We start from the raw sequence: 25,968 nt of genomic DNA, 5'->3' as shown, positions 1-25,968 counted from the left end.
AATTCGTTATTACACACAGGAAGTACCTGCTCGAACTGAAGGCACTACTCGTGGCGCATCGTTTGCCACGGAAGGGGAATAGGGGACAGACCACGATTTTTTTGATGGTAAGCAAAAGCGTGGTCTGTCCCCTAATGCTTTTAATAAGGAGGGTCTGACAGAGTCCGCTAGAGCCCTGACAAAACATGCATCTGGGCAGCGCTCAACCGGAACATTCCCTAAGCTTTCAGGTGGGATTGAAAAGCAAAACGCTACCGCTCAAGGAATTGTTAATGAAATTCTCAAACATCCTGACGCAACCTATAAAAATTTTAGTCGGGGTGGGCTAGAGGTGAGAGCGCCGGATGGTAGAGGGCTACGGTTCAACAGTGATGGCACATTCTCTGGCTTCTTAGATCCGAAGGTGCAGCTATGAAACTTGACAGCAATCCTGACTTTGAGATTTTGGGATTCAGCGATAGTCGCTATGAGAAGTTGACTATTGAAATTCAATATAAGGGAGAGTCGGTGGCTCAAATTAATCAGGACCAAGGAGTGGATAAGTTAGAGCTTGAGGTGTTTGCTGACTTGAATAACTCAGTTCTAAAGATTCCGCTGGCTGGTTTCTTGGAGTCAATGATTTTGGCGAAGAGGTCAATCGAGGGGTAGTGGCAATATTTTGATCTGGTCGGTGCCCTAGTTAGTTGGTGCAAAAGGCTTAACCCCTGATCGTACTCCATTTAACGAGCAGAACTTTACGCTTAATGGTGGGGCGCAGTTTGTTGAAATCCGCGCGCCATATTTTTTGTATGATCTCATGGAGTTTGATGGTGAGATTTTTAAAATCTACCAAATCATCGGAAGCGTACCTTATTGGGAACATAGTGATGATGAGGAGTATGCACTGTATGGCATAGCTGTTCGTCGCGGGATGAAGCCTTACGATATGCCTTTGTCGGTAGATGAGGCGCTGGAGAAGTTAGATGCAGCCCTACTATAGAGCAAGAGTTTCGTCAGGCTTTTGGTTTTATTGAGTTGTAGTTTTCGGGAAAGGGGACAGACGGGAAAGGGGACGGATTTGTTTGTTTGCTTCGGGCGTAGTGGTCAGAAAATAAATCTCTCACCTTGTTTCTAGATTGGAGTAATTGACTAATGGTGACGTGGGCTGAATTTATCGATGCTCTCGGCAAGAGTGAAAGTGAGTGTGTTCGTCAGTTTTTCAGTAGGTTTTCGGAGACTCCAATTATTTTGGAAGCTCCAGATGCTTATAACGATCCCTTAGGGAAGACTCGATTCTATAAATTTATGAAGCTAGGATTGGAGTTTGGCTTTCGCGCTGAGAAGTTGAATCATGTTCATTTTTTTGTGCAAAAGCATGAGGGTTATTCCGCTTACAGGGGTGAAATACTTAGCCAGTCGGCACAAAAATGGACCGATAGAAGAATTTCGGATGAGCTAGGCCCGGCAACGAAGAGAGTGGAAGGGAAAAAGGATCCGCTAATTGGTTATATAAGTCCTTGGGTGAAATATAGCTACAATGGTTATGATTTAAGTTTAGAGTTTGATGGTTTTGGTGGGTTGTGGAAAGTTGCTTTGATGAGATCTGGTGTAGTGTGAGTGTTTTAGTGTTCTAGGGCGGGAAAAGGGGGCGGGTTTATTTGTTTGCTTCGGGCGTAGTGGTCAGAAAATAAATCTGTCCCCTTTGTTTCTCCCTTTGTTTCTGGAGTTTGTATAAAGTTGAGTTTACTATAAAATCAGGTGTCGGAATTCGTGGGAATACGTGGGAATAGGGGACAGACCACGATTTTTTTGATGGTAAGCAAAAGCGTGGTCTGTCCCCTAATGCTTATGTTTAAGGAAGGTGGGGCGGGAGCGAGTGTTAGACCTATAAGTCCGAAGGATAATATGGGGCTGGTGCATGCATAGGGAGTGCATGTCGCGGGTTGTCTGATGGAGAGAAAGTCAGGATTAAGGTGGTGGACTGATGGCTAAGTTTGAAGTGAATGTATATTTATCGTACTCACAATTTTGCGTATTCCTAAGCTCGCTTGATCAGCCGTATAACGATTGGAGCGATCGAAGCTATACGCAAGGATTTTCTTGGAGAGTAGGTAGTGCTTCTTTTAGAGCGTTGGTTGATGAGGGTGATCATAAGATTGATCTCTTTATTAATGAGGAAGTGCCAAAGCTGAGTGCAGATGTGGTGCGGGCTTTCAAAGTGCCATTCACGGTAAATAATCGCAATATTGAAGTCGGTAGTATCTCGGATGTTTTGTCTTTGGAGTTGGTCGACGGAGATTACGCTCTTCAGGTTGAGTTCGTTAGTCCTCATGCAAATGGGCTATATGAGATAAAAATTCGATTGAATAAAGGTCGTTGTGACTTTGAGATATTGAAGGCGGATGCGGAAATAAATGAGCAAGGTGATTTTGATATTAACGCTACGCCCGCGTCATGAGACTTGATGGGACATAGGGGGTAGACCACGATTCTTTTTTGATGGGTGAGCAAAAACGTGGGAAAGGGGACGCCGGCCAGATGTTTGCTTCGCGCGTAGTGGTCAGAAAATAAATCTGTCCCCTTTGTTTTCCTTTGTTTTCTGCTCCCACAGTGATCGCTGTCGTTCACAAATCCTTTGGTCAAAGCAGACACCTGTGGGAGCGGGCTTGCCCGCGATGAGGCCGGTACAGCCATCACAAGGCTGGGTATCAGACCGCTAAACAAGCATTGTTTAAACGACACTTCCAGATACTCACTCAGGCTACACAGCCTTGCGCCGCTGCCTACGACTACGCCAGAATCCGCCGGCTTGTGCGCCTTGAGGCCGGGTTCTATCGTTTCCGGGTCGCTGACCAATCAGCGATCGGATTTGACCGTCCGAACAAATCAAGGCGCGCCAGCGTCCAAGACCTTTTCAGGCATTGCCTGAAATATCGTGTCGCGGTGGCTGTGCGTGGGACACTTCGGTGTGCCGGATTCCTTGATGTCCGGTCGGTCAACCCGCGTACAGCTGCCACCTTGTTCGTTTGACCGCGAACGGCGGTAGCTTCACTCATCAAGGAGCTTCACATGTTCAAACCAACACCGAATCCACCAGAAACCGATCCAACATCCCCCTACGAATCCCTCGATTCCAAAAAACTCCACGAAGCCGCCGACCGCGCCCTCGACCACTACCTCAAACCACCCATCCCCAAAGCCACCAAGCGCAAACCCAGCACCATTTACCATGTGGGTGAGAAGGTCGATAACGAAACCCTGTTGGTTAACGCCTGCGAATCCCTGGCGTCAGCGAGCATGATGCTCAGTGAGTTCGCCGGACTGATGGACATGCCACATCGCAATGTGATGCTGGGGATTCAATCGGTGGTCATGCTTGGGGAGTTGGCGGTGAACCGGGTGCTGGATAACCTCGATCCGCAGGGCTAGCCAGAATCTGTGGCAAAGGGGCTTGTTGTGGCGAGGGGGCTTGCCCCCGTTCGGCGGCGCAGCCGTCGCAAAACCGGTATATGCGGTGTATCTGAAAACATGCAGTTGCAGGTTTTGGGGTCGCTTCGCAACCCAACGGGGGCAAGCCCCCTCGCCACAATGGGTTCCTGACTGAGCCCCTTAAATGCAAGAAACCCCGCATCACGCGGGGTTTCTTGTTTCCGGTGGTTTAAACGGCAACTCACGCCCGCTTCCACAGGGTTTTGCGTATCAAGCCACTACTTGGTAACACGGCACATACGCCGCGCCGCCTGGCAGTTTCATCCGGTGCTGGGCAACGAAGGCTTTGAGCAAGTGGTCCAGCGGCTGCAAGACCTCGGCATCACCGCGAATCTGGTACGGCCCGTGTTCTTCGATCAGGCGGATGCCCTTGTCCTTGACGTTGCCGGCGACGATGCCGGAGAACGCGCGGCGCAGGTTGGCGGCCAGTTCGTGGGGCGGCAGGTTGCGGCTCAGTTGCAGGTTGGCCATGTTGGCGTGGGTCGGGTCGAACGGGCGCTGGAAGCCTTCGTCGATCTTCAGCAGCCAGTTGAAATGGAACGCGTCGTTGCGCTCACGGCGGAACTGTTTGACCGCTTTGAGGCCCTGAGTCATCTGCCGCGCTACTTCGGCCGGGTCGTCGATGATGATCTCGTAGTGCTGCTGCGCTTCTTCACCGAGGGTTGCGCCGACGAAGGCGTGCAGTTGCTCCAGATACGGTGCGGCGCTTTTCGGCCCGGTAAGGACCACCGGGAACGGCAGGTCCTGGTTGTCCGGGTGCATCAGGATGCCGAGCAGGTACAAGAACTCTTCGGCCGTGCCCGCGCCGCCGGGGAAAATGATGATGCCGTGGCCAACCCGCACGAACGCTTCCAGGCGTTTCTCGATGTCCGGCAGGATCACCAGTTCGTTGACGATCGGGTTCGGCGCCTCGGCGGCGATGATCCCAGGTTCAGTCAAACCGAGGTAGCGACCGCCGTGGATGCGTTGCTTGGCATGGGCGATGGTCGCGCCTTTCATCGGGCCTTTCATCACGCCAGGGCCACAACCGGTGCAGATGTCCAGGCTGCGCAGGCCGAGTTCGTGGCCGACTTTCTTGGTGTATTTGTATTCTTCGGTGTTGATCGAGTGGCCGCCCCAGCACACCACGATTTTCGGCTCGACGCCGGGGCGCAGGGTGCGGGCGTTGCGCAGCAGGTGGAAGACGTAGTCGCTGATGCCCTGGGAGGTGCTCAGGTCGATGCTCAAGGCGTCGAGTTCGTTTTCTGTGTAGACGATGTCGCGCAGGGCGCTAAAGAGCATTTCACGGGTGCTGGCGATCATTTCGCCATCGACGAAAGCGTCGGCGGGGGCGTTCAGCAGTTCCAGGCGTACGCCACGGTCTTGCTGGTGAATGCGGATTTCGAAGTCTTTGTAGGCTTCCAGAATGGTCTTGGCGTTATCAACGTGGGCGCCGGTATTGAGGATGGCCAGGGCGCACTGGCGGAAGAGGGTGTAGGTGATGCCGGATGAAGCTTCGCTCAGTTGCTGTACTTCACGCTGGGAGAGCGTTTCCAGGCTGCCTTTAGGGCTGACCGAGGCGTTGATTACATGTCGTTGGGTCATTCAAAGATCCTTAAAACGATGTCACCCGCCAGCAACGGCGCATGGCATCCGAATAGTGTGTATCCATGATGAAGATGGCACGAACTGCGCTGTATCGCCATGCTCCCGTTTGACGATGAAAAGATGAAAAGGAGCTCCAGCATAGCTAAATCCTTCGGGGAGGCGATAATGCCTCGCAGTCTTTTTGTCACAGCGCCTTTTACCATCGATGCAAGGAACCCCGTCGCGATGTTCGAAATCCAGCCAATGAATGCCGAAACCTATCGACGCCAGACGCGGCGCAGCACGGTGATCATCGCCCTGATGTTCCTGGCGCTGGCGATGGTGCTGTCGACGGCGGCGGTGACGTTGTTCGGTGAACCCGGCGGCGATAATCTGCGGTTCAACGTGGGCGGTGTGTTTGCCGCGTTGTTGCTGACGGTGGCGCTGATGCGCGGCAAGTTCTGGAGCCAGGAGTGGATGGCGCCAGCGGTCTATGGTTGGCAGCTCAAGCGCAGCCTGATGAGCGTCACCAACGTCATGCACCAGGTGACGGCGGCGGTGGAGCAGGGCGACCCTGCCGCCATGAAACTGCTGCGCTTTTATCACTTGGGGCTGAGCCAGATGCACCAGTTGGACGGCAACTCCAGCGACCATAGTCAGCTGGCCCGCGAGATGGATCAACACGCGGCGCGGATGCAAGCACTGGGCATCGATACTGAGCAGACGCAATTGAATCCGGCCTGGCTTGAGGCATTGAAACAGACGCGCGCCTGATCCTTCTCAAACCCGCAGGTGCAGCGTTTCAAAGAGTTGTCGGTCTTCCTTTTTGGCCGAGCGGGCGTGACGCCGAATGACCTGTAACAGGCAATCGGTGAAGCACAGTGCCGGATTGCTCAGCGCGCCGTTGCGGCGTGTCACGATGCTCAACTGCCTGGGTTCGAATTGTTCGGTCAGTCCCAGGGAAACCACTCGGCCGAGAAAGGGCGGGGCGATACTCACGATGGAGGGCCCCCAGGTGCACATGTCGGCCCGCTCGACCATCATCTGCAGGATCGCCAGTGAATGGGCGCGGACGATTCGGCTCTCATCAATTTGTGCTCCGTGTTTCCAGAACAACTCCTGCATCAGCCCATCGTGACCGTCCGGTGCATAGTTCAAGGTCCAGTTCTGCTCCAGCAGCTCATGGATCGATCGAGCATTCTGTTGTGCATGGCCCTGGCGGACCAACACCGACGTTTGGTAATCGAGCAGGGTTTCGCAGGCAAATTCCTGGGTTGATTGTGCCGGGTGAAGCTGGCCGATCGCAAAATCCATGCTGCCATCGCGCAGCAGCGGTTGGGCCACGGCCATCAGGCTTTCGAACAGTTCCAGCCGGATTTCCGGCATTCGCTCCCGAAAGGCCAGCACCACTTCGGGCAAGAAGGTCAAGGCAATCCATGGCGTGATCCCGACACAGAGCCGCCCCTGAGCCTTGCCTCGCAGGTGATCAAGCTCTGTCTGCGCATGTTCGAGTTGCTTGATCACGAGCCGGGCGTGAGTCAGCAGCACTTTGCCGTACTCCGTGAAGTTCAGACCGTTGGGCGTTCGGGTGAACAGCGGCAACTGCTGGCTGGTTTCCAGTTCGCGAAGTGCTTTGGTTACCGCGGCCTGGGACATATCCAGCGAGCGAGCGGCCGCGCGGATGCTGCCGGTTTCGGCGCTGGCGATCAGTGCTTGTAGTTGATGCAGTTTCATATGCTCACCGTGACGACAACCAATGGTTGTCATCATAACCAAACTGCGTCTCCCCAGCCCGGATTCCGTTCCCTAAGATCGACCCCAACAGCCGCCCAGACCTATCGAGGGAATACAACAATGAACGCCGGCCCTGTCTTGCCTGGTATTGCAGCGATCCAGGATGAAATGATCGCTTTGCGGCACAGCATTCACGCGCACCCCGAGTTGGGCTTCGAGGAATTCGCCACCAGTGAGCGGGTTGCTCAGTGTTTGACGCAGTGGGGGTTTGAGGTCAGCACCGGTGTGGGCCGGACCGGGGTTGTCGCGACGCTGAAAAACGGTGAGGGGCGCTCCGTTGGCTTGCGCGCCGACATGGATGCACTGCCGATTCAGGAAACCACCGGCCTGCCGTATGCCAGCCGGATTGACGGTGTGATGCATGCCTGCGGCCACGATGGGCATACCGCAACCCTGTTGGCGGCCGCTCGATACCTGGCACAAACCCGGGCGTTCAACGGCACATTGCATCTGATTTTCCAGCCGGCCGAAGAAGGGCTGGGCGGTGCCAGGAAAATGCTTGAAGACGGCCTGCTCGAACGGTTCCCGTGTGATGCGGTGTTTGCCATGCACAACGTACCGGGTTATCCCGTCGGGCATCTGGGGTTTTACAGCGGCCCGTTCATGGCGTCTGCCGATACGGTGACGATCAAAATCATCGGCCACGGCGGCCACGGCGCGGTGCCGCACAAGGCCATCGATCCGGTGGTGGTGTGCGCCTCGATCGTAATCGCCTTGCAAAGCATTGTGTCGCGCAACGTCAACCCGCAGGACATGGCAATTATCACGGTGGGTTCCATACATGCCGGAAGCGCTTCGAATGTCATTCCCGTGTTCGCCGAAATGAGTCTGAGCGTGCGAGCGTTGACCCCTGAAGTTCGCCGGCTACTCGAGCTCAGAATTACCGAGCTGGTCGAGGGCCAGGCCGCCAGTTTCGGCGCACAGGCCCATATCGACTATCAGCATTGTCATCCGGTGTTGATCAATGATCCCGAGCAGACAGCGTTCGCCCGTCAGGTCGCGCAGGACTGGCTGGGCGAAGGACAAATGATTGACGATCTGCGCCCCTTCACAGCCAGTGAGGACTTCGCTTTCATCCTGGAAAAGTGCCCGGGCAGCTATCTGGTGATCGGCAATGGCCAGGGCGACAACGGCTGTCTGCTGCACAACCCCGGCTATGACTTCAATGATGCCTGTCTGCCGATCGGGGCGAGTTATTGGGTGAAGCTGGTCGAGGGTTTTCTGCGTTGAGCGGCGGAGTTTTCAAGCGCTGCGGCTGTACAAAAAGCTGTCGGTAACCTGGCTCGGCGAGCCCCTAGAGGAAAAATAACAATGAATAAAATGATCGCGGCTGTATCACTGGTGTTGTTCACGGCATCCGGCCTGGCCGGAGCGGCCGACTGGTCCGGCAAAGTGTTGAGGCTGGGCGTCGACCCGACCTACCCACCGCTGGAATACAAGAACCAGGATGGCACGCTGACCGGCTTCGGGGTCGACATCGCCGAGGCGCTTTGCGCCGAGTTGCATGCTCGCTGCGTCTGGGTTGAAAGCAGCTGGGACGGCATGATCCCGGCCCTGCTGGCGCGCAAGTTCGACGCGGTGGCTTCGTCGATGACCATTACGCCCAAGCGCCTGGAGCAGATTGCGTTTACCGACAAGGTGTCCAATGCGCCGGCGCGTTTGGTGGTCAGGCGTGGATCGGGCTTGCTGCCCTCCCTGGAGTCGCTCAAGGGCAAGCGTATTGGCGTGGAGCAGGGGTCGACCCAGGAGGCTTATGCCAAAGCTGTCTGGGGTTCGAAGGGCGTAGATATTCTCTCCTATCAGAATCAGGACCAGGTGTACGCCGACCTGGTAGTGGGGCGACTCGATGCCTCGCTGCAGGGCGCGATCCAGGCCAGTTACGGGTTTCTGAACACTGCGCGGGGCAAGGACTATGAATTTGCGGGTGCCACCCTGGATGACCCCGGTTTTTTCGGCGTCGGTGATGGCATCGGCTTGCGCAAGAGTGATGTCGAGCTGCGCGAAGACTTGAACAAAGCGCTGGCGACGATTCTGGCCAACGGCACTTACGAACGGATCAACAAAAAGTACTTCGATTTCGACGTCTACGGCGCGAAATGACGCCTCTCGATACCTGAAACAGGGCGGCCGTCCGGGCCGCTCAGTTTGACCATCCTCTTCATTAATAAAAACACGGAGAGCGAAATGCTTCTGGAAGGCTTTGGCCCGAAAATCCTGCTGGGCACCCTGGCCGCCAAGGGACGGGTGGAGGAACAGGGAGCACCGAGCCGTGTGCTGGAGCAGCCTCGGAGCGAGCGGTTGAAGCAGTTTCTGGCGGGAAGCCTTAAGTAACGGGTGCTATCATCCTCGCTGATCCGGCGGATGATTTCGATGAGCCTTTTCGTGCAAATCACCTATCGTATCGGGTTGTAAAGGTTTGAGCGCCGGTCACGGCTGGCTGGCGCTAAAAGGGCGAACGGGAAAATTCGCCATGTCATAAGGGATTCAGGGAGCGTCATGGGGCATCCGTCCGTAAAAGATCGTATTGAACACACCCGGTTCGCCACGCCTTGGGTGCCCGAGCCGGTTGAGACAACGCTCAAGGTTCGATACGCGGTTTCTCTGCTGATTGCGGTGTGCCTGTCCTTGATGGCCATTGTGATCGGGGAAAGCTGGAACTCGCGTCAGTACCATCTGCGTGACAGCGAAGTGGCAATGTCCAACCTGGCGCAAACCCTGGCATCGCAGGCGCACGCATCGATCAAGCAAGCCGACACGCTACTGTTCTCCCTGGTGGACCGCCTCGAAATCGATGGCATGCAACCGGAAAAACTTCCCCGACTGCAACGTTTGCTCCAGGCTCAGCGCAGTGAGTTGGTACAGATCCATGGGCTGTTCGTGTTCGATGAAGAAGGACGCTGGCTCGCCAACGCCATTAACGTCATACCGCCCAATGCCAATAATTCCGACCGTGAATATTTCATCTACCACCGTGATCATCCCGACCGCGGCCCTCATATCGGTCCGTCGATAAAAAGTCGCTCGACCGGTGAGTGGATCATGACCGTGTCACGCCGGATCAATCACCCTGATGGCCGGTTTGCCGGCGTGGTGGTGGCTTCGATCTACCTCAAGCATTTCCTGGATTTGTACAACAGCATCGACATGGGCAATAACGGCGTGATCAACCTGATCTCCGATGACGCCACCATCGTCGTTCGGCGCCCGTTCAACGAAGCCGATATAGGCACCAGTGTTGCCAAAGGGCCGCTGTTTACCCAGCTGTTGCCCAAGGGCGATTCCGGTACGGCAACGGTCAGGTCCTTTGTCGACGGGGTGGTGCGGGTCGTGGGGTTTCGACGGGTCGAGGGGTATCCGCTTGTCGTCTTCGCCGGGCTCGACAAGGATGAAGTCCTGGCCAGTTGGCGGCAGGAGTCAATATTCAGTGCGGGCATCGTCCTGTTGCTGCTGGGGTTTCTGGGGGCTCTCGGTTATCGCCTGATCCGCCTCATGAAGCAGCAGAATCACATTCAGAACAATCTGTTGGAGACTCAGGACAAACTCATCGAGGTCAACCGCAGCCTGGAGTTGCTGGCACTGGAGGATGCACTGACCGGGCTTTCCAACCGGCGTCAATTCGACCTGTTCATTCTCGCGGAAATGGGCCGTGCCAGGCGTAGCCAGACCCATCTTGCGCTGTTGATGATCGATGTCGACCACTTCAAGAGCTTCAATGATCACTACGGTCATTTGGCGGGCGATGAGTGTTTGCGCAAAATCAGCACGATCATCACCGAAAACATCAAGCGCCCCGGCGATCTCGCGGCTCGCTTCGGTGGTGAGGAGTTTACGGTGGTGCTGCCCGGTACCGACTACGTGGGGGCGTTTCTGGTAGCGGAAAACATCCGCCGTGCGGTTCAGCAGGCCGACATCGAACACGTTGGGGGCGTGGAAGGCGTGGTCACAGTCAGCGTGGGTGTCTGCGCCTACGACCCAGCCTCGCAAGCCCAGCCCGACGACATTGTCGGCGCCGCGGACAAGGCGCTGTATGTGGCCAAGGCCAGTGGCCGGAACATGAGTGTTATCGCCAACTGAGTTCAACCGGACCGGTGATTACTGCCTGAACGGGTCGGATGCTTCCATTGCCGGAACAGCCGCACATAGATCAGCATGTTGAGCGCCAACACCACGCTGCCCAGTGCCAGTTGAATCGTGGGCGTCAGCCCGGCCGGGTAAATAATCGGCCACACGTAATGTTCGATGAAGCCGCCGCCGTAACCGGTTTGCCCGGCCGCGTGGCGCATGCGGTTTTCCCATTCGGTGAGTGGGCACGCCAGGTGGAAGACTTCCACGATCACTCCCCATGCGGCGGCGGGCAGGTGCCACCAGATCAGGTGGCGCCATTTGAGCACCAGCAGTCCGCCGAACAGCACGAACAGAATGAACAGCAAGTGAGACAGCACCAGCCCGTCGGCGGCGATTCGGTAAAACATGTCGATTCCCTGACGCGTTATGTGAATCGCTCCATGGTACTCGGGCTGGACGCCCGTGCTCTATCGATTGCCGCCTTCAAGCGCTGCCAGTACTTCTTTCAAACGCACCGTCGTGCTTTCACTGCTGCGTTGCATTGGCGCTCGCAGCTCGTCGCGGATCAATCCTTCAAGGGCCAGGGCAGTTTTCACCGGGGCGGGATTGGGCTCGATGAACAGGCTGTGGATCAGCGGCAGCAACTGGAAGAAGGTCGTTCGGCCGGCCGCTAAGCGGTTGTCGCGAATCTGTTGATACAGCGTCACGAACAGTTCGGGATGAACATGGGCTGAGGCGGCAATCGCGCCTTTGGCACCCAGGCATAGCGCGCCGAAGATCTGATTATCTTCGCCGCACAGCACGTCGACGTTGCCGCTGGAGAGCAGCGCGAAGGTGTTGGCCGGGTTGCCGCCGCAGTCCTTGATCGCGACGATCCGCTCGTGGGTGACGATCCGGAGCAGGGTCGCCTGCTCGAAGGCTATGCCGGTGCGATAGGGGATGTCGTAGAGAATAATCGGGGCGCTGGACGCATCGGCGACGGTCTTGAAAAAGGCTTCGAGGCCGGCCTGGGAAGGGCGGATGTAGTACGGCGGCGGCACCAGCAAGCCCGCCAGGGGACGCTTCAGGATTTCGCTTTGAAATTGCAGCAACTCGGTGAGGTTGTTGCCGGCCAGGCCCATGACCACACGTTCTGGTGGAGCCTGTTCCAGCACCGCATCGAGCACCGCCAGTTGCTCGTGTTTGCCCAGCGCCGCGGCTTCCCCGGTGGTGCCGCAGACCACTATGCCATCGACGCCTTTTTCCAGCAGACGACTGACCAGCCGCCGCAATCCGGCGAAGTCGATCGCACCATTGTGAAACGGCGTAACGATGGGAACCCAGATACCTTGAAACGATGACATGCACTTTCTCCTGAAGGTTGACCGATTTCGTCACCGTCAGAAGCGTAGAAGGAAGTCAGCAGGAGGAGGGGTGTCCGTCGCGCTCAATGTCCTGTCAGCTCATCTGACGGGACAGCGCGCCCCGGTCACATGAGCGACTGTTTCTTCGATTTAGGGGCGTGCGCAACGCAACCTTGCGCCTTGGCAATCAAGCCAATGACGACAGTGTTGAGGTTGAAGGTTGCGGACATGGTTGCTTACACCCTGAATGAGGCGCCCAGTTTTAAAAGCCGACGGGGTATTTGTCAATCGTGAAGTCGTTGCAAGTGCGCAAGATTGTTCAAGCCATCGGCCATGACTGCTGGCACAGTCTGACGTCTTTCCCTGGTTGTAGAGCGTTATGTCCAACTCATTCATGCCGCGTACTGCATTCCTTCGTGGCGCCGCGGCCATCATGCCGTTGTCCCTGGCGACCGCGCCCTGGGGATTGCTGGCCGGCTCCATGGCCATCGAGGCCAACCTCACGCCCCTGCAAGGCCAGGGGCTGTCGAGCATCGTGTTTGCCGGCGCGGCGCAATTGGTCGCCATCGGCATGCTCAAGGGCGGTGCCGGGGTCTTTTCGATTCTGTTGACCACGTTGCTGCTGACCTCCCAGCATTTGTTGTACGGGATGAGCATGCGTTCGGTGATTTCCCCGTTGCCGGGCCGCTGGCGTATCGGGCTGGGTTTTTTGCTCACCGACGAGTTGTTCGCCCTGACCAGCCAGCACGACAAACAGCAGTTCAACCGCTGGTACGCCCTCGGCGTGGGCCTGACGTTTTACATCGCATGGAACCTCTTCACCCTGGCGGGCATTGTGCTGGGCAGCAGCATTCCGGGCCTCGAACACCTGGGGCTGGATTTCTCCATCGCCGCGACGTTTATCGCCTTGATCACGCCGGTGGTGCGCAACGTTCCGACGGTGGTCTGCGTGGCGGTCTCGCTGTTCTGTTCGGTACTGTTCAGCTATTGGCAATGGGGTTCGGCGCTGGTGCTGTCGGGGTTGGCGGGCATGACGGCGGGCTTTATCTGCAACAAACTCTACGTGGGGCGCACATGATGGTCTGGGCTGTGATTATCGGGATGGGCCTGCTGGTATTCCTGAACCGCTACGTATTTCTTGAGCCTCGGTTGCCGGTACGCCTGAGCAGCAATGCCCGGCAGTTCCTCGGTTTCGCGGTGCCGGGCATGCTCACCGCGATCTGCGGGCCGATTGTGTTCATGCCCGACAAACAGTTGAACCTGCAGTGGGACAACCCCTACCTGATCAGTTCGCTGGTGGCCGTGGGCCTGGTGCTTTACACCCGCAATACTCTGCTCAGCATGTTGTTGAGCATGGGCTTTTTCTTTTTGCTGCGCTGGTGGCTCTGAGTCGTCCGGCGCGAAACTGTTCTACGCTTAACGGATGATCCCTTGAGGACGGGAGGTGGGCATGGCCACTGAACCAAAGCATCCGGACCTGGATGATGAGACCGATGAACCGACGGAGGAAGAAATCGAGCGGCAGAAGCGTTCGATGCCGGACTGGAAGCACCCCGACGACGGTAAAGAGCTGTCGGACCGCGACCAGGAACGCCCGCTGAAGCCCTGATCGGTTTGCACATCCCCAAAGCCCCGCCAATTGATGGCGGGGCTTTTTAGTTTTTGTAGTTTGAAATGCAATCACCCGGGGAGCAGGCGCTGGAACCAAACACTGTGTACCCTTATCCAACCTCGGCTCGCAGCGATTGGCGGGCCGGTCGAAGGATAAATGGGCGAGGGGCTTTTGCCATTAAACGTGACGGTCGCAAGGTCTGGCCCAAGGCAAAACATGAAGCAGTTGATCAAGGTTCTATCCGTATTCGCCATCGCTGTCGGCCTGTTTGGCTGCATCGCCGCGCCCATTGAAATGACGCCGCAGACGCAACAGCGTCTGCAAGCGCAGGCGCCGATCCGCTTTCTGCTGACCTTCGACGACGGGCCCAGCGCGTCCGGTTTTTACAACCCGACCGCCACTGTACTCGACAGCCTGGCGCACAATCCGCTGCAACCGGACATCAAAGCCGTGTTCTTCGTGCAGACCCGAGCCTCGGGCGCCGGCGGCAGTGACGTGGGCCGCCAGCTCATGCGGCGCGAGCAGGCCGAAGGGCATCTGCTGGGCTTCCACACGGCCACTCCCCACCACACCAACCATCGCTCCCTGGAGCCGGAACAACTGGAGCAATCGCTGACCAACGGCAGCGCAGACATCGCCGCGATCACTGGCACTCCACCGAACCTGGTGCGTCCGCCGTTCTGGAACTACGACAAACGCACCTTCGCCGCCTACCAACAGCATGGCATGCACGTACTGCTGACCGACCTGAGCGCCAATGACGGCAAGATCTGGGGCTTCAATGCCAGCCCTCGGCGGCGGGCCAATATGCTGCGGCAGCTGTCCGAAGTGCGCGAGCGCATCGCCCTTGGCCAGTTGCCGACGGTGGACGGGGTGATTCCGGTGGTGGTGACCTTTCACGACCTCAACCGCTACACCGCCCGGCATGCCCGCGAATACCTGCAAATCCTCCTCGACAGTGCCAACGCCACCGGTCTGGTCACGGCGCAGAAACCGTTTTACGACGACACGACAGCGCTACAGCGGGCGGCCATGGCGCGCACCGTCAAGCAGAGTTCCGAGCCTGTTCGTTTGCCAGGGATCTGGAATTGGATATGGGATGGGGATGCTCACTGAACGACGTCGGGGGTGATTGACTGTGTAGCAGCTGTCGAGCCTGCGAGGCTGCGTTCGGCTGCGCAGCAGTCGTGAATCCGGCTGGCGGGGTTTGCCTGATGCACCGCAAGTTCTGGTTTGACGACTGCTGCGCAGCCGAACGCAGCCTCGCAAGCTCGACAGCTGCTACGGCGAACGCAGTCTCGCCAGCTCCTACGAAGCTCACTGGCGCATTGCGCAAGCTGAACTAATCTCAGTGGATCCAATCGGAAAACCGTCCATGGAGGGGCGTCTGTCATGGTTTCAATTGAGCAGCTTTGCCAGATTGTCGAGTCCGGTTTCAAGCCGCTCTCCTGCGAATGCACCGTGAACCAGAATGAAACCTTGCGGATCAAGGTTTTCGATCAGAGCACCGGACGGATTGAGTTGTTGATCACCGGCGTATCCCCCGACAAACTGATCAGTGTTCGCGATATTTCCAACCTGATTGGCGAACTTCGCACAGAAATGCGTGCAGGTCGCCGAGCGTTCGCCGGTGTCGTGGCCTAACCGCGACTTCTTGTAGCAGCTGCCGAAGGCTGCGTTCGGCTGCGTAGCAGTCGTAAAATCGGAGATCGCGATACATCAGGCAGACCGCATTAGCCGGATTCACGACCGCTACGCAGCCTCGCTGGGGCTCGACAGCTGCTACGGATTGCATTTACGGCTCAACTGTCGCGCGGCAGCAGTTCATCGATCATCCGCAAGCAATGATTCAACCCCGGCGACACATCGCCCACGCGCCTGCTGAGAATGATCGGCGAGATCGCGTTGTCTTCCAGCACCGGAGTGAAGCCAATGTCGTCGCGGTGCAGCAACTGCACCGAGGCCGGTACCAGCGTCACCCCGATTCCCGCCCCCACCAGACCAATCGCCGTTTGCAGCTCGTTGGTCCATTGCGCCACCTTGATGTGCACGCCACTGGCTTCGAACAATGCGATCACGTGGTCGGCGTAACTCGGGCGCGGATTGCCGGGATAGAGCACAAAGGGTTCCTTGGCCAGTTCCCGAAGGCTGATGGGCCTGGCGAGGAGCGGATGGCCGGCGGGCAGGGCGGCGACCAGTCGATCTTCGGTGAGCACGGTCTGCAGAATGGCCGGGTCGTCGATGCGGATGCGCCCGAAGCCGACATCGATGCGCCCGGCCTTGAGCGCCTGCACCTGTTGCAACGTGGTCATTTCCGAGAGCCCCAACTCCAGCGCCAGAGGCTCGCCGCTGCGCAACCGGCGAATCAGTTCCGGCAGCACGCCATAGAGGGTCGAGGGCGCAAAGCCAATGCCCAGCCAGGTCTTTTCGCCCAGGCCGATCCGCCGCGTGTTGTCGCACACCTTGCCCAGTTGTTCGAGCAGGGCGGTGGAGTGTTCATGGAAAAACCGCCCGGCGTCGGTCAGCTTCAGCGGTCGGCCGCGTTCCAGCAGCAACACCCCGAGTTCGTCTTCCAGCTGCTGGATCTGCCGGCTCAGCGGCGGTTGGGCGATGTGCAGCAGTTCGGCGGCGCGGGTGAAGTTGAGGGTTTGAGCCAGCACCTGAAAATATCGCAGGTGACGCAGTTCCATGGGGCCTCCGGACGTCGATCTGTTAAATACCTTTAAGGTATCGAGTCAGACCAATTCTATATTGGCTTCCCGAAAAAAGCCGTACCAGAATCGGTTCCAGAACTTTAAGAACCTGACGGGTATCGCGACATGCTTGCAACAGCCATTGAATCGATCGAGACGATCATCGTCGATCTGCCGACCATTCGCCCACACAAACTGGCGATGCACACCATGCAGAACCAGACTCTGGTGATCATTCGGGTGCGCTGTGCCGATGGCGTTGAGGGTATCGGTGAGTCGACCACCATTGGCGGCCTGGCCTACGGCAACGAAAGCCCGGACAGCATCAAGACCAACATCGACAAACACTTCGCGCCACTGCTGATCAGCCAGGACAGCGGCAATGTGAATGCCGTGATGTTGCGCCTGGAGCGCAGCATTCGTGGCAACACCTTCGCCAAATCGGGTATCGAAAGCGCCTTGCTCGACGCCCAGGGCAAGCGCCTTGGCCTGCCGGTCAGCGAACTGTTGGGTGGACGGGTTCGCGATGCATTGCCGGTGGCCTGGACCCTGGCCAGCGGCGACACCGCCAAGGACATTGCCGAAGCGGAAAAAATGCTCGACCTGCGCCGCCACCGGATCTTCAAGCTGAAAATCGGCGCCGGCGAGGTCAACCGCGACCTGGCTCACGTTATTGCGATCAAAAAGGCCTTGGGCGATCGCGCCAGCGTGCGGGTCGATGTCAATCAGGCTTGGGACGAAGCAGTCGCTCTGCGGGCCTGCCGGATCCTCGGCACCAACGGCATCGACCTGATCGAACAACCTATCTCGCGCAATAACCGCGCCGGCATGGTGCGCCTGAATGCCATGAGCCCGGCGCCGATCATGGCCGATGAATCCATCGAATGCGTGGAAGATGCCTTCAATCTGGCACGGGAAGGCGCCGCTTCGGTGTTCGCTCTGAAAATCGCCAAGAACGGCGGCCCGCGCGCCGTGCTGCGAACCGCCGCGATTGCCGAGGCGGCCGGTATCGGCCTGTACGGTGGCACCATGCTCGAAGGCGGTATCGGCACGCTGGCCTCGGCCCATGCCTTCGTCACCCTGAATACATTGAGCTGGGATACCGAATTGTTCGGCCCGCTGCTGCTGACCGAAGACATCCTCAGCGAGCCATTGGTCTACCGCGATTTCCAACTGCACGTCCCGTCAACACCGGGGCTGGGCCTGGTTCTGGATGAAGAACGCCTGGCGTTTTTCCGTCGGGACAAAAGTTCCACTGTCGTTCATCAAGCCTGAGGAGGGCATCATGCTGTTTCACGTAAAAATGACCGTGAATTTACCGGTCGACATGAACCCGGAGCGCGCCGCTCAGCTCAAGGCCGACGAGAAAGCCCTGGCCCAGCGCCTGCAAGCGCAAGGCAAGTGGCGTCATCTGTGGCGCATCGCCGGGCTCTATGCCAATTACAGCGTGTTCGATGTCGACAGCGTTCAGGAACTGCACGACCTGCTGATGCAATTGCCGCTGTACCCGTACATGGCGATCGAGGTCAACGCGCTGTGTCGGCATCCTTCTTCCATTCGCGAGGATGACCGCTGAACCCAGCCTGTTCAGTTCGCTACGCTAATAATTACAAGATGAGGATCCACCATGAACGTCAAGATTTCCCACACCGCCAGTGTCCAGAAGTTTCTCGAAGAAGCCAGCGGCCTGCTCAATGAAGCCGGCGATCCGCGGGTCAAAGCGCTGGTTTACCGCATCCTGCGTGATTCGGTGAACATCATCGAAGACCTGGCCGTGACCCCGGAAGAATTCTGGAAAGCTGTCAATTACCTCAACGTGCTGGGCGCGCGGCAGGAGGCCGGTCTGTTGGTTGCCGGGCTCGGTCTTGAGCATTACCTCGACCTGTTGATGGATGCCGAAGACGAGCAGGCCGGCAAATCCGGCGGTACCCCGCGGACCATCGAGGGGCCGCTGTATGTGGCGGGTGCGCCGCTGTCGCAAGGCGAAGCGCGTCTCGATGACGGCGTCGATCCGGGTGTGACTCTGTTCATGCAGGGCCGGGTGTTCAACACCGCCGGCGAACCGCTGGCCGGAGCGGTGGTGGATGTCTGGCACGCCAACACCGGCGGCACCTATTCGTACTTCGACACCACCCAGTCCGAGTTCAACCTGCGTCGCCGGATCGTCACCGATGCCGAGGGCCGTTATCGCTTCCGTAGCATCGTGCCGTCGGGCTACGGCTGCCCGCCGGATGGTCCGACCCAGCAACTGCTCAATCAACTGGGCCGTCATGGCCAGCGGCCGGCGCACATTCACTTCTTCATTTCGGCACCGGATCATCGTCACCTGACCACCCAGATCAACCTCGATGGCGATCAGTACCTGCATGACGATTTCGCCTACGCCACCCGTGACGAACTGATCGCCAAGATCACCTTCAGCGACGATCCGCAGCGTGCGGCGGCCCATGGCGTCAGCGGTCGCTTTGCTGAAATCGATTTCGACTTCACCCTGCAGTCGTCCGCCCAGCCTGAGGAGCAGCAACGCCACGAACGGGTCCGCGCACTCGAGGACTGATACCCTCGACCAGCCGAACCGGGCCATGAGATAACCGACCGTTTATCTCGTGGCCTTCTGTGTTTCGGGCAGGACACTAGAATGGCGGCGCCACTGATAACAACAATGAGAGTGAACCGATGATGCAAGCGCAATTGTTGAGTCATCGCAGCAGAATCTTCGACCATGCCGACCCGTATGCAGTGTCGGGCTACGTCAATCAGCATGTCGGCAACCATTGCCTGCAGATGCCCAGGGCCGGCCGACCGCTGGCCAGCCTCGATCATCGCAAGTTCGCCAGCCTTGATCTGTGCCGCATCAGTTATGGCTCCAGCGTGCGGGTTACCTCTGGCGCGCTGGACAGCATCTATCACTTGCAAGTGTTGTTGCGCGGCAATTGTCTGTGGCGTGGCCACGGTCAGGAACATTACTTCGCGCCCGGGGAGTTGCTGCTGATCAACCCGGACGATCCGGTGGATCTGACCTATTCCAGTGATTGCGAAAAATTCATCCTGAAAGTCCCCACCCGGCTGTTGGAGTCGGTGTGCGAGGAGCAGCGCTGGCGGTATCCGGGGCAGGGCGTGCGGTTTCTGGAAAACCGTTATCAGCTCAATCAACTGGAAGGTTTTGTCGGCCTGCTGGCGATGATTTGCCAGGAGGCGGAAGCCGCCGAGCCGATTCCTCGCGTGCAGGAGCACTATGCGCAAATCGTGGTCAGCAAGATGCTCGGCCTGATGAGGACCAACGTCATGCGCACCGACCCTGGCTCAGCCTCGGCCACGTTCGAGGCGCTGGTCGATTACATCGCCCGCAACCTCAAGCAAGACATCGACAGCGAAGAGCTGGCGCGCCAGGCGCGGATGAGCCTGCGTTCGCTTTATGGGCTGTTCGAACGCAATGCGGGGGACACGCCGAAAAACTACATCCGGCAGAAGAAGCTCGAACGCATTCACGCCAACCTGAGCGACCCGACCTGCAACGTGCGCAACGTCACGGAAGTGGCCATGGATTACGGCTTCCTGCACCTGGGCCGGTTCTCCGACAGCTACCGCAAACAGTTCGGCGAATTGCCTTCCGACACCCTCAAGCGCCGTCATTGATTGCCAAGACGTTTGACGAATAACCTGTGGCGAGGGGGCTTGCCCCCGTTCGGCTGCGCAGCAGTCGTAAATCCTGCCGACGCGGTGTGCCTGACAGAATGCCGGGGGCCGCTTCGCAGCCCAGCGGGAGCAAGCTCCCTCGCCACATTGGCAATCATCAACCACCGACCGCCCCTTGCACAAAACGGATACAGGTCTGCACCCCGCGGATAGTCCGCCCCATCCCCACGTCCTAGCATGGCCCTGCCTGAATAAAAACAATGGAGGCGGCGGCCATGTCCCTGCGACCCGAATACCTTCACTCCCTGCTTGAAGAAGACCCTGAACAGGGTATCTATCGCTGCAAGCGCGAGATGTTCACTGACCCGCGGCTGTTCGACCTCGAGATGCAACACATCTTCGAAGGCAACTGGCTGTACCTGGCGCACGAAAGCCAGATCCCCAACAACAACGATTTCTACACCACCACCATGGGGCGCCAGTCGATCTTCATCGCGCGCAACAAGGATGGCGTGTTGAACGCCTTCATCAATGCGTGCAGCCACCGCGGGGCGATGCTCTGCCGGCACAAGACCGGCAACAAGAGTTCGTACACCTGCCCGTTCCACGGCTGGACCTTCAACAACTCCGGCAAGCTGCTCAAGGTCAAGGACCCGGCGGCGGCCGGCTACCCGGCGAGCTTCAATTGCGAAGGCTCCCACGACCTGACCAAAGTCGCGCGTTTCGAGTCCTATCGCGGTTTCCTGTTCGGCAGCCTCAAGGCCGACGTTGTGCCGTTGGCGGAGCACCTGGGCGAGTCGGCGAAGATCATCGACATGATCGTCGACCAGTCCGCCGATGGCCTGGAAGTGCTGCGCGGTTCCTCCAGTTACATTTACGAAGGCAATTGGAAACTCACCGCTGAAAACGGTGCCGACGGCTATCACGTCAGCTCCGTACACTGGAACTACGCCGCCACCCAGAACCAGCGCAAACAGCGCGAAGCCGGCGATTGCAATCCGACCATGAGCGCCGGCACCTGGGCCAAGCAGGGCGGTGGTTTCTATTCCTTCGACAAGGGCCACATGCTGCTCTGGACCCGTTGGTCCAACCCCGAAGACCGTCCGCTGTACGAACGTCGCGACGAGTTGGCCCGGGACTTCGGCCAGGCCCGCGCCAACTGGATGATCGAGAACTCGCGCAACCTGTGCCTGTACCCGAACGTGTACCTGATGGACCAGTTCAGCTCGCAGATTCGCATCGCTCGGCCGATCTCGGTCAACCGCACCGAAATCACCATTTACTGCATCGCGCCCAAAGGTGAAAGCGACCACGCCCGTTCGAGCCGCATTCGGCAGTACGAGGACTTTTTCAACGTCAGCGGCATGGCCACTCCAGACGATCTGGAAGAGTTTCGCTCCTGCCAGACCGGTTACCAGGGCAGCGTTACCACCTGGAACGACATGTCCCGTGGTGCCGAACACTGGATTGAAGGCGCCGATGACGCGGCCAAGGAAATCGACCTGCACCCGTTGCTCAGCGGGGTGCGTACCGAAGACGAAGGCCTGTTCGTGCTGCAACACAAATATTGGCAGCAGACCATGCTCAAGGCCCTGGCCACCGAACAGTCCGAACTGATTGCAGTGGAGGCCGTGCAATGACCATGACCTATGACGCGGTGCGCGATTTTCTCTACCGCGAAGCGCGCTACCTCGACGACAAGCAATGGGATGACTGGCTGGAGTTGTACGCACCGGACGCCACTTTCTGGATGCCGTCCTGGGATGACAACGACGAGCTGACCATCGATCCGCAGCGGGAAATCTCGCTGATCTGGTACGGCAACCGCACGGGCCTGGAAGACCGCATCTTCCGTATCAAGACCGAGCGTTCCAGTGCCAGCGTGCCGGACACCCGCACCTCGCACAACCTCAGCAATATCGAGCTGATCGAACAGGCCGACGGCCTGTGCAAGGTGCGTTTCAACTGGCACACCCTGAGCTTTCGCTACAAGACCGTCGACAGCTATTTCGGCAGCAGTTTCTACACCCTGGATGTGCGCGGCGAGAACCCGCTGATCTTGGCCAAGAAAGTGATCCTGAAGAACGACTACGTTCGCCAGGTCATTGATGTTTACCACCTCTGAGGCGGCCGTCATGACTCATTCCATAGCATTCAATTTCGAAGATGGCGTCACCCGGTTCATCGACGCCAACGCCGGCGAAACCGTGGCCGATGCCGCGTACCGCCAGGGCATCAATATTCCGCTGGACTGCCGCGACGGCGCTTGCGGCACCTGCAAGTGTTTCGCCGAAGCCGGGCGCTACGACTTGGGCGAGGACTACATCGAAGACGCCCTCAGCGCCGACGAAGCGCAGCAGGGTTTTGTCCTGACCTGCCAGATGCGTGCGCAGAGCGATTGCGTGGTGCGGGTGCCGGTTTCATCGGATGTCTGCCGTACCCGTCAGACCAGCTACGACGCGACCATCAGCGCCGTGCGTCAGCTGTCCGACAGCACCATCGCGCTGTCGATCAAAGGCGAGTCCCTGAGCAAACTGGCGTTTCTGCCGGGGCAATATGTGAACCTCGGGGTTCCCGGCAGCGAGCAGACCCGCGCGTATTCATTCAGCTCGTTGCAGCGTGACGGCGAAGTCAGTTTCCTGATTCGCAACGTGCCCGGCGGCTTGATGAGCAGTTTCCTGACCGGCATGGCCAAGGCCGGCGACAGCATGAGCCTGGCCGGACCGTTGGGCAGTTTCTATCTGCGCGATATCCGTCGGCCGTTATTGCTGTTGGCCGGTGGCACCGGTCTGGCGCCGTTTACCGCGATGCTGGAAAAAATCGCCGAGCAGGGCAGCGAGCATCCGCTGCATTTGATCTACGGCGTGACCAACGATTTCGACCTGGTGGAAATCGATCGACTGGAAGCCTTTGCCGCACGAATCCCGAACTTCAGCTTCAGCGCCTGCGTGGCCAACCCCGACAGTCGGCACCCGCTCAAGGGCTACGTGACCCAGCACATCGAGCCACGGCATCTGAACGATGGCGACGTCGATGTCTACCTGTGCGGCCCGCCGCCGATGGTCGAAGCGGTCAGCCAGTTCATTCGCGATCAAGGCATCGCGCCTGCGAACTTCTACTACGAGAAATTTGCCGCCAGCGCAGCCTGAGCCGCGACACGCTCTAGTAGCAGCTGTCGAGCCCCAGCGAGGCTGCGTTCGGCTGCGAAGCAGTCGCAAAATAAAAAACTGCGGTATGTCAGGTAAACCGCGTTTGCCGGATTCACGACTGCTTCGCAGCCGAACGCAGCCTCGCTGGGGCTCGACAGCTGCTACAGATCGTGTTCCCGCGAAAGCGATTTCGCAACGAGGGTATGTATGAACAGATTCCACGAAAAAATCGCGCTGATTACCGGTGCCGCCCAAGGCATCGGCCGGCGTGTGGCGGAACGCATGGCCGCCGAAGGTGCGCGGTTGATTCTGGTCGACCGCTCCGATCTGGTGTTCGAGTTGCAGAAAGAACTGGGGCGGGACAGCCAGGTGCTCGCCCTGACCGCCGACCTTGAGCAATACAGCGAATGCAGCCGCGTGATGCGCACCGCCGTCGAGCGCTTCGGGCGCCTCGATGTGTTGGTCAACAATGTCGGCGGCACGATCTGGGCCAAGCCTTTCGAGCACTATGAAGAGTCGCAGATCGAAGCCGAAGTCCGCCGCTCATTGTTCCCGACGCTGTGGTGTTGCCATGCCGCGCTGCCGTTCATGCTTGAACAAGGCAACGGTGCCATCGTCAACGTTTCATCGATCGCCACCCGCAGCGTCAATCGCGTGCCTTACGGTGCGGCGAAGGGCGGGGTCAATGCGCTAACCGCATGCCTGGCGTTCGAAACCGCCGGCCGTGGGGTGCGGGTCAACGCGACCGCCCCCGGTGGCACCGAAGCGCCGCCGCGGCTGATTCCGCGCAACACTGCGGAACAAAGCGCTCAGGAGAAGCTGTGGTATCAGCAGATCGTCGACCAGACCCTCGACAGCAGTTTGATGAAGCGTTACGGCACGCTGGATGAACAGGCAAGCGCTATCCTGTTTCTGGCCAGCGACGAAGCCTCCTACATCACCGGCATGGTCATGCCGGTTGGTGGCGGCGATCTGGGCTGACCTTTCGAAGGAGGCGTCGGCTGCGATGAGCTACAAGCGACGCTGAAACGCTCTGACGATTCTGAGTGTGGCGTCGCTTGTGTTCAGGTTCTGGACGGCGTCCAGCGGGTACCAGATGCAATCGATGATTTCATTCTGCGGCCGCGCCTCGGCCACGTTTATGACTGATGCCTCGTAGACATGATGCCGGGTGCTGATCGTTTCCAGCTCCATCAGATACAGGAGGCCATCGACCCCTAGCCCGGTTTCTTCATAAAGTTCTCTTGTGGCCGCGCCCGCGATGGTTTCGCCAGGCTCGATTTTTCCACCCGGCAAGGTCCAGCGTCCCCTGGGTTTGCGCACCAGGAGAATGTGCCGATCCTGCTCGCAAATGACGGTTGCGCGTACTTTCATGGATTACCTGACTGCTGCTTGTCATAAAACAGACATAAAAATGCAATATTCAGACCGCAATCCGCAGACGTGTCTGCTTCAAGGGTTAGAGTCGACAGGGCGGTTGAAAGTGCAATGGGATGCCGGAATCCTGACGCGACGTCTGGTCGGCACTTCTGCGAAGGTCGGGTGTAAGGTAGTTGAGTGGATCCTGGATTATCACTGCCCAAATGGAGGTGACTAATGAGCGTTCCGATGCTGACCAAAATGCACATGAACGGCTATGACGTACTCAGCGTGAACAGTGGCCCGTGGCGGGTGTGCACCAAAGGTGACCGGCTTGGATCCTTTGGCAGCCGAGAAGAAGCACTGGCCTATGCGGCTGCGCTTCCCGCCTACAGAGCCCGGTCGGGCAGATCATCGCGTAGCCACAAATCAGACAAATAGTGCGCCTGAAGCCCCGGTACGCCGGGGCTTGTACCCGCTTGTAGCAGCTGCCGAGCCCGCGAGGCTGCGTTCGGCTGCGAAGCAGTCGTGAAATCATACGGCGCGGTGTATCAGGTACACCTCATTTGCAGGATTTGCGACGGCTTCGTCCGAATGCGGCCCACACCGAACGCAGCCTCGCAGGCTCGGCAGCTGCTACAGGTCAGTAACCACCACCCATCCCGCCCGTGGACGGGGAATACTCTCTGGCTTTTCGTTGGACACGACTCCACTCGGCGCAGGTCATGAAGGCTTTATGGTCGACCTGGCCCCTGCCATCGAAGCTGACGCTATACGGCTGCTGATTGCCGGCCTGGGTCAGCTTGTAATCAAAGCAAGTGCCTGGCTCCACCGTGCGATCGGTGATCGATAGCGGTTTGCCGCCAATCTGCTCGACCTGGTCCTTGGTCATGCCGGCTTCGACCTTGGCGACCAGCGGCTGGTCCCGGTAAATTTGTGATTCGGTGTTGCAGCCACTTGTCGCCGCCAGCACGGCGATCAGCGCGCATAGAGGCTTGTTCATGGCAGCGCTCTCTAGTGAGCTTTCGTTCGAGTGATGGTTTTTGCTTTCACCTCTTCAGCATAGCCCGCCAGACGCTCTTCATCGCCCTGGAACAAGGAGCACAGCCTGAGCGTCGCCTCTGCGTCCACATCATTGCCGGCCAGGCGCAACTGCTCTGCGATGCGCAAAAGTTCTACCGCCGACCACCTCAGGTCCGACGCCACACCTTGCAGGTCGCGCCGTAGTTGCTGTTCATATTCGTTAAGCCACATGATGACCTCCTGCAATCCCCCGCTACGAA

At 58.3% G+C, this 25,968-nt stretch carries 31 protein-coding genes and 1 pseudogene; 24 read left to right on the top strand and 8 right to left on the bottom strand.

What is annotated here, in order from left to right; genetic code table 11:
- Positions 1-411: 411 nt before the first annotated feature.
- The 5 genes from JUI81_RS28740 (at position 412) to JUI81_RS28720 (ending at position 3,408) form a co-directional block, all read left to right on the top strand.
- Positions 412-648, top strand: a complete 237-nt coding sequence (locus JUI81_RS28740) for a hypothetical protein (RefSeq protein ID WP_019582810.1) — start codon at positions 412-414, stop codon at positions 646-648.
- Between the two features lie 148 nt (positions 649-796).
- Positions 797-979, top strand: a complete 183-nt coding sequence (locus tag JUI81_RS28735) for a hypothetical protein (RefSeq protein ID WP_019582809.1) — start codon at positions 797-799, stop codon at positions 977-979.
- A 152-nt stretch (positions 980-1,131) separates the two neighbouring features.
- Complete coding sequence (locus tag JUI81_RS28730) at positions 1,132-1,596, top strand: hypothetical protein (protein WP_019582808.1); 465 nt, start codon at positions 1,132-1,134, stop codon at positions 1,594-1,596.
- A gap of 367 nt (positions 1,597-1,963) precedes the next feature.
- Complete coding sequence (gene comJ, locus JUI81_RS28725) at positions 1,964-2,437, top strand: competence protein ComJ (protein ID WP_019582807.1); 474 nt, start codon at positions 1,964-1,966, stop codon at positions 2,435-2,437.
- A gap of 611 nt (positions 2,438-3,048) precedes the next feature.
- Positions 3,049-3,408 carry a DUF6124 family protein gene (locus JUI81_RS28720; RefSeq protein ID WP_019582806.1) on the top strand — a complete coding sequence of 120 codons (360 nt, stop codon included), beginning with the start codon at positions 3,049-3,051 and terminating at the stop codon, positions 3,406-3,408.
- A 270-nt stretch (positions 3,409-3,678) separates the two neighbouring features.
- On the opposite strand, the gene ppnN is transcribed toward JUI81_RS28720, so the two are convergent.
- Complete coding sequence (gene ppnN, locus JUI81_RS28715; RefSeq protein ID WP_018928007.1) at positions 3,679-5,052, bottom strand: nucleotide 5'-monophosphate nucleosidase PpnN; 1,374 nt, start codon at positions 5,050-5,052, stop codon at positions 3,679-3,681.
- A gap of 228 nt (positions 5,053-5,280) precedes the next feature.
- On the opposite strand from ppnN, the gene JUI81_RS28710 reads away from it, so the two are divergent.
- Positions 5,281-5,808 (top strand): DUF3087 domain-containing protein, encoded by a 528-nt coding sequence (locus tag JUI81_RS28710; protein ID WP_019582805.1) that lies wholly within the window; start codon positions 5,281-5,283, stop codon positions 5,806-5,808.
- Between the two features lie 6 nt (positions 5,809-5,814).
- On the opposite strand, the gene JUI81_RS28705 is transcribed toward JUI81_RS28710, so the two are convergent.
- The gene (locus JUI81_RS28705) at positions 5,815-6,804 is read right to left on the bottom strand and encodes a LysR family transcriptional regulator (RefSeq protein ID WP_196808882.1); all 990 of its coding nucleotides are present in this window, start codon (positions 6,802-6,804) and stop codon (positions 5,815-5,817) included.
- A gap of 84 nt (positions 6,805-6,888) precedes the next feature.
- On the opposite strand from JUI81_RS28705, the gene JUI81_RS28700 reads away from it, so the two are divergent.
- The 4 genes and pseudogenes from JUI81_RS28700 (at position 6,889) to JUI81_RS28685 (ending at position 10,902) form a co-directional block, all read left to right on the top strand.
- The gene (locus tag JUI81_RS28700) at positions 6,889-8,058 is read left to right on the top strand and encodes a M20 aminoacylase family protein (protein ID WP_028941014.1); all 1,170 of its coding nucleotides are present in this window, start codon (positions 6,889-6,891) and stop codon (positions 8,056-8,058) included.
- A 90-nt stretch (positions 8,059-8,148) separates the two neighbouring features.
- Positions 8,149-8,928, top strand: coding sequence for an ABC transporter substrate-binding protein (locus tag JUI81_RS28695; RefSeq protein ID WP_374707279.1), 780 nt, complete (start codon positions 8,149-8,151; stop codon positions 8,926-8,928).
- 135 nt (positions 8,929-9,063) lie between these two features.
- Positions 9,064-9,159, top strand: a pseudogene (locus JUI81_RS28690) (histidine/lysine/arginine/ornithine ABC transporter ATP-binding protein); the annotation flags it as partial.
- Positions 9,160-9,324: 165 nt separating this feature from the next.
- Positions 9,325-10,902: a sensor domain-containing diguanylate cyclase gene (locus JUI81_RS28685; protein ID WP_204125498.1), complete on the top strand. Its 1,578-nt coding sequence runs from the start codon at positions 9,325-9,327 to the stop codon at positions 10,900-10,902.
- Positions 10,903-10,904: 2 nt separating this feature from the next.
- Here the strand turns inward: JUI81_RS28685 and JUI81_RS28680 are convergent, their stop codons facing one another.
- A complete protein-coding gene (locus JUI81_RS28680; protein WP_204125497.1) occupies positions 10,905-11,300 on the bottom strand; it encodes a DUF2784 domain-containing protein in 396 nt (131 codons plus the stop codon).
- 60 nt (positions 11,301-11,360) lie between these two features.
- Positions 11,361-12,236, bottom strand: coding sequence for a 4-hydroxy-tetrahydrodipicolinate synthase (gene dapA, locus JUI81_RS28675; protein ID WP_204125496.1), 876 nt, complete (start codon positions 12,234-12,236; stop codon positions 11,361-11,363).
- Between the two features lie 379 nt (positions 12,237-12,615).
- Here dapA and JUI81_RS28670 point away from each other — a divergent pair, with 379 nt between their 5' ends.
- The 5 genes from JUI81_RS28670 to JUI81_RS28650 all read left to right on the top strand — a co-directional run bounded on the left by JUI81_RS28670 (position 12,616) and on the right by JUI81_RS28650 (position 15,492).
- Positions 12,616-13,314, top strand: a complete 699-nt coding sequence (locus JUI81_RS28670; RefSeq protein ID WP_018928001.1) for an AzlC family ABC transporter permease — start codon at positions 12,616-12,618, stop codon at positions 13,312-13,314.
- Entirely contained in the window at positions 13,314-13,625 is a 312-nt protein-coding gene (locus JUI81_RS28665) for an AzlD domain-containing protein (protein ID WP_162830927.1), read from the top strand. Before JUI81_RS28670 ends, JUI81_RS28665 begins: the two co-directional genes overlap by 1 nt.
- Before the next feature lie 61 nt (positions 13,626-13,686).
- Complete coding sequence (locus JUI81_RS28660; protein ID WP_019582797.1) at positions 13,687-13,845, top strand: hypothetical protein; 159 nt, start codon at positions 13,687-13,689, stop codon at positions 13,843-13,845.
- 219 nt (positions 13,846-14,064) lie between these two features.
- Positions 14,065-14,964 (top strand): polysaccharide deacetylase family protein, encoded by a 900-nt coding sequence (locus tag JUI81_RS28655; protein ID WP_204125495.1) that lies wholly within the window; start codon positions 14,065-14,067, stop codon positions 14,962-14,964.
- A 276-nt stretch (positions 14,965-15,240) separates the two neighbouring features.
- Complete coding sequence (locus JUI81_RS28650; RefSeq protein WP_086945508.1) at positions 15,241-15,492, top strand: DUF1652 domain-containing protein; 252 nt, start codon at positions 15,241-15,243, stop codon at positions 15,490-15,492.
- A 158-nt stretch (positions 15,493-15,650) separates the two neighbouring features.
- Here the strand turns inward: JUI81_RS28650 and JUI81_RS28645 are convergent, their stop codons facing one another.
- On the bottom strand, positions 15,651-16,538 hold the full coding sequence (locus JUI81_RS28645; RefSeq protein ID WP_019582794.1) for a LysR family transcriptional regulator: 888 nt from the start codon (positions 16,536-16,538) through the stop codon (positions 15,651-15,653).
- A 129-nt stretch (positions 16,539-16,667) separates the two neighbouring features.
- Here JUI81_RS28645 and JUI81_RS28640 point away from each other — a divergent pair, with 129 nt between their 5' ends.
- The 8 genes from JUI81_RS28640 to JUI81_RS28605 all read left to right on the top strand — a co-directional run bounded on the left by JUI81_RS28640 (position 16,668) and on the right by JUI81_RS28605 (position 24,307).
- Positions 16,668-17,816 (top strand): muconate cycloisomerase family protein, encoded by a 1,149-nt coding sequence (locus JUI81_RS28640; protein WP_028941007.1) that lies wholly within the window; start codon positions 16,668-16,670, stop codon positions 17,814-17,816.
- A 10-nt stretch (positions 17,817-17,826) separates the two neighbouring features.
- Positions 17,827-18,117 carry a muconolactone Delta-isomerase gene (catC, locus tag JUI81_RS28635; RefSeq protein WP_028941006.1) on the top strand — a complete coding sequence of 97 codons (291 nt, stop codon included), beginning with the start codon at positions 17,827-17,829 and terminating at the stop codon, positions 18,115-18,117.
- Between the two features lie 51 nt (positions 18,118-18,168).
- Positions 18,169-19,098, top strand: coding sequence for a catechol 1,2-dioxygenase (gene catA / locus JUI81_RS28630; RefSeq protein WP_018927994.1), 930 nt, complete (start codon positions 18,169-18,171; stop codon positions 19,096-19,098).
- Positions 19,099-19,217: 119 nt separating this feature from the next.
- Complete coding sequence (locus JUI81_RS28625; protein ID WP_275406305.1) at positions 19,218-20,177, top strand: AraC family transcriptional regulator; 960 nt, start codon at positions 19,218-19,220, stop codon at positions 20,175-20,177.
- Positions 20,178-20,452: 275 nt separating this feature from the next.
- Positions 20,453-21,817, top strand: coding sequence for a benzoate 1,2-dioxygenase large subunit (gene benA / locus JUI81_RS28620; RefSeq protein ID WP_204125494.1), 1,365 nt, complete (start codon positions 20,453-20,455; stop codon positions 21,815-21,817).
- A complete protein-coding gene (gene benB / locus JUI81_RS28615) occupies positions 21,814-22,302 on the top strand; it encodes a benzoate 1,2-dioxygenase small subunit (protein ID WP_018927991.1) in 489 nt (162 codons plus the stop codon). Before benA ends, benB begins: the two co-directional genes overlap by 4 nt.
- 10 nt (positions 22,303-22,312) lie before the next feature.
- Positions 22,313-23,326 carry a benzoate 1,2-dioxygenase electron transfer component BenC gene (gene benC, locus JUI81_RS28610; RefSeq protein ID WP_204125493.1) on the top strand — a complete coding sequence of 338 codons (1,014 nt, stop codon included), beginning with the start codon at positions 22,313-22,315 and terminating at the stop codon, positions 23,324-23,326.
- Between the two features lie 207 nt (positions 23,327-23,533).
- The gene (locus JUI81_RS28605; RefSeq protein WP_064617053.1) at positions 23,534-24,307 is read left to right on the top strand and encodes a 1,6-dihydroxycyclohexa-2,4-diene-1-carboxylate dehydrogenase; all 774 of its coding nucleotides are present in this window, start codon (positions 23,534-23,536) and stop codon (positions 24,305-24,307) included.
- Positions 24,308-24,337: 30 nt separating this feature from the next.
- Here the strand turns inward: JUI81_RS28605 and JUI81_RS28600 are convergent, their stop codons facing one another.
- Positions 24,338-24,700, bottom strand: a complete 363-nt coding sequence (locus JUI81_RS28600) for an NUDIX hydrolase (protein WP_019582786.1) — start codon at positions 24,698-24,700, stop codon at positions 24,338-24,340.
- A 222-nt stretch (positions 24,701-24,922) separates the two neighbouring features.
- Between JUI81_RS28600 and JUI81_RS31925 the strand changes: the two genes are divergently transcribed.
- Positions 24,923-25,126 (top strand): hypothetical protein, encoded by a 204-nt coding sequence (locus tag JUI81_RS31925; RefSeq protein WP_007941550.1) that lies wholly within the window; start codon positions 24,923-24,925, stop codon positions 25,124-25,126.
- 202 nt (positions 25,127-25,328) lie between these two features.
- Here JUI81_RS31925 and osmE read toward each other — a convergent pair whose 3' ends face one another.
- The gene (gene osmE / locus JUI81_RS28595) at positions 25,329-25,688 is read right to left on the bottom strand and encodes an osmotically-inducible lipoprotein OsmE (protein ID WP_204125492.1); all 360 of its coding nucleotides are present in this window, start codon (positions 25,686-25,688) and stop codon (positions 25,329-25,331) included.
- A gap of 11 nt (positions 25,689-25,699) precedes the next feature.
- Complete coding sequence (locus tag JUI81_RS28590; protein WP_019582784.1) at positions 25,700-25,939, bottom strand: hypothetical protein; 240 nt, start codon at positions 25,937-25,939, stop codon at positions 25,700-25,702.
- Positions 25,940-25,968 lie beyond the last annotated feature (29 nt).

Origin of the sequence: Pseudomonas sp. 008 (assembly GCF_016861935.1) — a bacterium.
Taxonomy (GTDB): domain Bacteria; phylum Pseudomonadota; class Gammaproteobacteria; order Pseudomonadales; family Pseudomonadaceae; genus Aquipseudomonas.
This window is presented reverse-complemented; position numbering and strand designations above follow the sequence as displayed.

Coding starts and splice junctions, on each gene's coding strand:
- JUI81_RS28740 (WP_019582810.1), top strand. CDS start 412: ATGAAACTTGACAGCAATCCTGACTTTGAGATTTTGGGATTCAGCGAT.
- JUI81_RS28735 (WP_019582809.1), top strand. CDS start 797: ATGGAGTTTGATGGTGAGATTTTTAAAATCTACCAAATCATCGGAAGC.
- JUI81_RS28730 (WP_019582808.1), top strand. CDS start 1,132: ATGGTGACGTGGGCTGAATTTATCGATGCTCTCGGCAAGAGTGAAAGT.
- comJ (WP_019582807.1), top strand. CDS start 1,964: ATGGCTAAGTTTGAAGTGAATGTATATTTATCGTACTCACAATTTTGC.
- JUI81_RS28720 (WP_019582806.1), top strand. CDS start 3,049: ATGTTCAAACCAACACCGAATCCACCAGAAACCGATCCAACATCCCCC.
- ppnN (WP_018928007.1), bottom strand. CDS start 5,052: ATGACCCAACGACATGTAATCAACGCCTCGGTCAGCCCTAAAGGCAGC.
- JUI81_RS28710 (WP_019582805.1), top strand. CDS start 5,281: ATGTTCGAAATCCAGCCAATGAATGCCGAAACCTATCGACGCCAGACG.
- JUI81_RS28705 (WP_196808882.1), bottom strand. CDS start 6,804: ATGATGACAACCATTGGTTGTCGTCACGGTGAGCATATGAAACTGCAT.
- JUI81_RS28700 (WP_028941014.1), top strand. CDS start 6,889: ATGAACGCCGGCCCTGTCTTGCCTGGTATTGCAGCGATCCAGGATGAA.
- JUI81_RS28695 (WP_374707279.1), top strand. CDS start 8,149: ATGATCGCGGCTGTATCACTGGTGTTGTTCACGGCATCCGGCCTGGCC.
- JUI81_RS28685 (WP_204125498.1), top strand. CDS start 9,325: ATGGGGCATCCGTCCGTAAAAGATCGTATTGAACACACCCGGTTCGCC.
- JUI81_RS28680 (WP_204125497.1), bottom strand. CDS start 11,300: ATGTTTTACCGAATCGCCGCCGACGGGCTGGTGCTGTCTCACTTGCTG.
- dapA (WP_204125496.1), bottom strand. CDS start 12,236: ATGTCATCGTTTCAAGGTATCTGGGTTCCCATCGTTACGCCGTTTCAC.
- JUI81_RS28670 (WP_018928001.1), top strand. CDS start 12,616: ATGTCCAACTCATTCATGCCGCGTACTGCATTCCTTCGTGGCGCCGCG.
- JUI81_RS28665 (WP_162830927.1), top strand. CDS start 13,314: ATGGTCTGGGCTGTGATTATCGGGATGGGCCTGCTGGTATTCCTGAAC.
- JUI81_RS28660 (WP_019582797.1), top strand. CDS start 13,687: ATGGCCACTGAACCAAAGCATCCGGACCTGGATGATGAGACCGATGAA.
- JUI81_RS28655 (WP_204125495.1), top strand. CDS start 14,065: ATGAAGCAGTTGATCAAGGTTCTATCCGTATTCGCCATCGCTGTCGGC.
- JUI81_RS28650 (WP_086945508.1), top strand. CDS start 15,241: ATGGTTTCAATTGAGCAGCTTTGCCAGATTGTCGAGTCCGGTTTCAAG.
- JUI81_RS28645 (WP_019582794.1), bottom strand. CDS start 16,538: ATGGAACTGCGTCACCTGCGATATTTTCAGGTGCTGGCTCAAACCCTC.
- JUI81_RS28640 (WP_028941007.1), top strand. CDS start 16,668: ATGCTTGCAACAGCCATTGAATCGATCGAGACGATCATCGTCGATCTG.
- catC (WP_028941006.1), top strand. CDS start 17,827: ATGCTGTTTCACGTAAAAATGACCGTGAATTTACCGGTCGACATGAAC.
- catA (WP_018927994.1), top strand. CDS start 18,169: ATGAACGTCAAGATTTCCCACACCGCCAGTGTCCAGAAGTTTCTCGAA.
- JUI81_RS28625 (WP_275406305.1), top strand. CDS start 19,218: ATGATGCAAGCGCAATTGTTGAGTCATCGCAGCAGAATCTTCGACCAT.
- benA (WP_204125494.1), top strand. CDS start 20,453: ATGTCCCTGCGACCCGAATACCTTCACTCCCTGCTTGAAGAAGACCCT.
- benB (WP_018927991.1), top strand. CDS start 21,814: ATGACCATGACCTATGACGCGGTGCGCGATTTTCTCTACCGCGAAGCG.
- benC (WP_204125493.1), top strand. CDS start 22,313: ATGACTCATTCCATAGCATTCAATTTCGAAGATGGCGTCACCCGGTTC.
- JUI81_RS28605 (WP_064617053.1), top strand. CDS start 23,534: ATGAACAGATTCCACGAAAAAATCGCGCTGATTACCGGTGCCGCCCAA.
- JUI81_RS28600 (WP_019582786.1), bottom strand. CDS start 24,700: ATGAAAGTACGCGCAACCGTCATTTGCGAGCAGGATCGGCACATTCTC.
- JUI81_RS31925 (WP_007941550.1), top strand. CDS start 24,923: ATGAGCGTTCCGATGCTGACCAAAATGCACATGAACGGCTATGACGTA.
- osmE (WP_204125492.1), bottom strand. CDS start 25,688: ATGAACAAGCCTCTATGCGCGCTGATCGCCGTGCTGGCGGCGACAAGT.
- JUI81_RS28590 (WP_019582784.1), bottom strand. CDS start 25,939: ATGTGGCTTAACGAATATGAACAGCAACTACGGCGCGACCTGCAAGGT.